The organism is Mesorhizobium sp. M7A.F.Ca.US.007.01.2.1, from assembly GCF_003998165.1.
GTDB lineage: Bacteria > Pseudomonadota > Alphaproteobacteria > Rhizobiales > Rhizobiaceae > Mesorhizobium > Mesorhizobium ciceri.
Window position 1 is genome coordinate 1 of the sequence record NZ_RZQP01000393.1, and the last position, 3,176, is coordinate 3,176.

3 protein-coding genes are annotated in these 3,176 nt (G+C 63.6%); 2 read left to right on the forward strand and 1 reads right to left on the reverse strand.

Features of this window, described 5'->3' with window-relative positions; genetic code table 11:
- A partial coding sequence (locus EN949_RS34165) for a cytochrome c peroxidase (RefSeq protein ID WP_127371952.1) occupies positions 1-1,024 on the forward strand: 1,024 nt, incomplete at its 5' end.
- Position 1,025: 1 nt separating this feature from the next.
- Here the strand turns inward: EN949_RS34165 and EN949_RS34170 are convergent.
- Entirely contained in the window at positions 1,026-1,478 is a 453-nt protein-coding gene (locus tag EN949_RS34170; RefSeq protein ID WP_013531233.1) for an Lrp/AsnC ligand binding domain-containing protein, read from the reverse strand.
- Between the two features lie 163 nt (positions 1,479-1,641).
- Between EN949_RS34170 and EN949_RS34175 the strand changes: the two genes are divergently transcribed.
- Positions 1,642-3,176, forward strand: a 1,535-nt coding sequence (locus EN949_RS34175) for a proline dehydrogenase family protein (RefSeq protein ID WP_206534999.1), incomplete at its 3' end; no start/stop codon positions are given.

Genomic DNA, 3,176 nt, shown 5'->3' on the forward strand with positions numbered 1-3,176 from the left:
ACTCGGCTCGACGCTGTTCTTCGATCAGGGCATGAGCGGTGACGGGTCGGTATCCTGTTCGACCTGCCACAAGATCGACCGCCAGTTCCAGGACGACCTGCCGCAGGCGGTCGGCGTCGGCCACACCAACCGGCGCACCATGCCGCTGGCCGGCGTGGCGCACGATCCCTGGTTCTTCTGGGATGGCCGTCGCGACAGCCTGTGGGCGCAAGCGTTGACGCCGCTCGAAAATCCACTGGAGCAGGCGGGAAACCGCGCTGCCTACGCGCATTACATCAAGGCGCGCTTCGGCGAGCGCTATGAGCGCATTTTTGGGCCGCTGCCCGATTTTTCCGGCATGCCGTTGAATGCCAGCCCACTTGGAAACGATGCCGAGAAAGCAGCCTGGAATGCCATGAGCAGCGCGCAGCGCGACGCCATCAACGGTGTCTTCGTCAATATCGGCAAGGCGATTGCCGCCTTCGAACGCTCGATCGCGCCCACGCCAGCGCGCTTCGACCGCTTTGCGCTGGACCTCGCCACCGGTGCCGAGCCGAAGGGCGATGCTGTCTTTTCCAAACAAGAAATCCTTGGGCTTAAACTGTTCATCGGCAAGGCCAATTGCGTGACCTGTCACAACGGCCCGCGCTTCACCGACAACAGCTTTCACAACACCGGCGTGCCGCCTGTTGCGGGCCTGCCGCCGGATCGCGGCCGCATCGATGCCGTGCACCAAGTCGAGGCCGACCCGTTCAACTGCCTTGGCGCCTATCGGGACGGCGAGGTTGCCGCCTGCGGCGAACTGCGCTTCATGGTCAAGAATGCGCCACAACTCATCCGCGCCTACAAGACGCCGTCTCTGCGCGGTGCGGCAACGCGACCGCCCTATATGCATGCCGGGCAGTTTTCGTCGCTCGACGAGGTCGTGGCGCACTATGCGAAGGCCGCGCCCAGCGTCGAAGGGGTATCAGAGGTTCACCCGTTGGAGCTTTCAGACCGAGAACGCGCTGCTCTGGTGGCGTTCTTGAAGACGCTTTCGGAGTGATCTACCGATCCTTCACGGTCTCCATCGCCACAAAGGTCGAGGTCTGGGCGACATGGGGCAGGGCCGAGATGCGCTCGCCGAGGACGCGGCGGTAGGCGGCGATGTCCCTGGTGCGGACTTTCAGCAGATAATCGAAGCTCGATGCCATCATGTGGCACTGTTCGATCTCCGGCACAGCCTGTACGGACCGGTTGAAGGCGTCGAGCGCGGCGGATCTGGTGTCGGACAATTTCACCTGGACGAATGCGACATGGCCTTCGCCCATGCGCTCGCGGTCGACGATCGCCTGGTAGCCTCTGATATAGCCGTCCTTCTCAAGCCGCTTCACCCGCGCCTGCACCGGCGTCTTCGACAGGCCGACCTTTGCGGCTAGTTCTGACATGGAAAGCCGGCCATCGCTTGCAAGTGCGGCCAGGATATTCCGATCTATGCGGTCCAATTGGTCTTCTGTCATCGAAATCGCAGTCCAAATGTCAATTATATGCCGCTAGGATAGATCGAATGACCTGCAATGTCGATTTCTTTGGACCGGCCGAAATTTTGCACTTGTGCTAGCTTGCGCCATTCGGTCCGGTGACCGCCGGCCCGATCCCCTTTGCTCGATCCACGGGACCGCCATGCCAGCGCTCGATGCCATCCGCCAGCAGATCCGCGCCAACTACCTGCCCGACGAAGACGAGGCCGTGAAGCGGCTTGCCGAGGCGACGGGGCTCTCCGGGAAAGACCGCAAGGCGATCTCGGCTCGCGCCGCCGATCTGGTGCGCGCGGTGCGCGGCTCGTCGGATCCAAGGCTGATGGAAGTCTTCCTCTCCGCGTACGGTCTCTCCACCAAGGAAGGCGTGGCGCTGATGTGCCTGGCCGAGGCACTGCTGCGCGTGCCCGATACCGAGACGATGGACGACCTCATCGCCGACAAGATCGCGCCGCACGACTGGTCGGCGCATTCGGGCGGTTCGAGCTCCATCTTCGTCAACGCCTCGACCTGGGCGCTGATGCTGACCGGCCGCGTCCTCGACGAAGGCGAGGGCGGCATCGAGGGCACGCTGCGTTCTATGGTGCGGCGGCTGGGCGAGCCGGTCATCCGCAAGGCGGTGGCCGCCGCCATGCGCGAGATGGGCGAGCAGTTCGTGCTCGGCCGCACCATCACTGAAGCCGTCAAGCGCGGCCGGCCGATGACCCAGAAGGGTTATCTCTATTCTTTCGACATGCTGGGCGAGGCGGCCCGCACCGAGGCCGACGCCTTGCGCTATCACAAGGCCTATGCTGACGCGATTTCGTCGCTCGATTCCGGCTCCAACGGTCCTGACATCAGGCAGAACCACGGCATCTCGGTCAAGCTTTCGGCGCTGCATCCGCGTTACGAGGTGGCGCAGAAGGACGAGATGCTGCCTGTGATGGCCGAGCGGCTTTTGTCGCTGGCGCTGGCCGCGCGCCATTCGCGCATGGGTCTCAACATCGATGCCGAGGAGGCCGACCGCCTCGATCTATCGCTCGACGTCATCGAGCGGGTGCTGGCCGAGCCGGAACTTGCCGGCTGGAACGGGTTTGGCGTGGTGGTGCAGGCGTATGGGCCACGCGCGGCCTTCGCCATCGACTGGCTCTATGCGCTGGCCAAGAAATACGACCGCAACATCATGGTTCGGCTGGTCAAGGGCGCCTATTGGGACACCGAGATCAAGCGGGGGCAGACGTTGGGACTCACCGGCTATCCCGTCTTCACCCGCAAGGCCAACACCGACGTCTCCTACATGGCTTGCGCCAAGAAGCTGCTTGGCATGACCGACCGCATCTACCCGCAGTACGCCACCCACAATGCCCACACCGTCGCCGCCATCCTGTCGATGGCTGATAATAACCGCGATTCCTTCGAGTTCCAGCGCCTGCACGGCATGGGCGAGGCGCTGCACGAGACGGTGCGACGGTCCGAAGGCACGCGCTGCCGTATCTATGCACCGGTCGGAGCGCATTCCGATCTGCTGGCCTATCTGGTGCGCCGGCTGCTGGAGAACGGCGCCAACTCCTCCTTCGTGCACCAGCTGACCGATGAGGATGTCGAGCCGGAGGACATTGCGCGCGATCCGCTCGAGACGGTCGAAAGCCAGGGTCCGGCAGCCAATCCGGCGATTGCCCGGCCTTCCCAGATTTTTGGAGC